The organism is Polaromonas jejuensis NBRC 106434 (assembly GCF_001598235.1).
Lineage (GTDB): Bacteria > Pseudomonadota > Gammaproteobacteria > Burkholderiales > Burkholderiaceae_C > Polaromonas > Polaromonas jejuensis.
The window spans coordinates 1-841 of record NZ_BCYO01000078.1 but is presented as its reverse complement, the minus strand read 5'-3'; the positions used below and the strand labels follow the sequence as shown (position 1 = coordinate 841).

1 protein-coding gene is annotated in these 841 nt (G+C 61.4%); it reads left to right on the top strand.

The features are described 5' to 3' along the window. Positions 1-37 precede the first annotated feature (37 nt). Positions 38-836, top strand: a protein-coding gene (locus tag PJE01S_RS24920; protein WP_377372100.1) for an IS5 family transposase whose coding sequence is annotated in 2 segments (ribosomal slippage) — positions 38-310 and positions 312-836 — 798 coding nt in all. Because the reading frame shifts where the segments join, the coding sequence is not laid out codon by codon here. The last annotated feature ends 5 nt before the right edge of the window (positions 837-841 follow it).

The window sequence follows — 841 nt, the reverse complement described above, 5'->3', positions numbered from 1 at the left end:
CGTGTTTACGATCTTCATTCGACGCGACAATGCGTAGGTGAAGAGAAAGAAATACGCCAGCGACATCAGCCGAGAGAAGTTTGCCGCGATAGAGCCGCTGTTGCGCAACGTGCGGCGCAGCACCAAACCCACGACGGTGGATCTGTATGAGGTGTTCTGCGCGGTGCTGTATCTGCTGCGCACAGGCTGCCAGTGGAGATTCCTGCCCAGCGAGTTTCCCAAGTGGCAGAGCGTCTATGCCTATTGGCGCAAATGGAGCGAGCCCGACCAGCACGGCATGAGCGTGCTGGAGCGGGCATTAAAAAAATCAGGTTGGCGCGGCCCGTACGAGACTGGGGCGCAACGCCGACAGCACGTTCTTGATCGTGGACGCGCAAAGCGTGAAGAACACGGACACGGCGGCCCTGAAGGGCTATGACGCGGGAAAGAAGGTCTCGGGGATCAAGCGCCACATCGCGGTGGACACCCAGGGGCTGCCACATGCCGTGGCGGTGACCACCGCCGAGGTGACGGACCGCAAGGGGGCGCTGCAGGCCCTGCAGCGCTGCAAATCCAGGCTCACCCGGGTGCAAAGCCTGCTGGCCGACAGCGGCTACGTGGGCCAGCCCTTTGCGCAGGGCGTGCGCGACATTCTGGGTGAGCACGTCACGGTGCAGATCGCCAAGCGCAGCGAACTGCACACCTTCAAGGTGATGCCCAAGCGCTGGATCGTCGAGCGCAGCTTTGCCTGGCTGGACAAGAACAGGCGGTTATGGAAGAACTGCGAGCGACTGCTCAACACCAGCCTGCAGTTCATCCATCTCGCATTCTTGGCTCTGCTGCTCAGGAGATCGTAAACAGG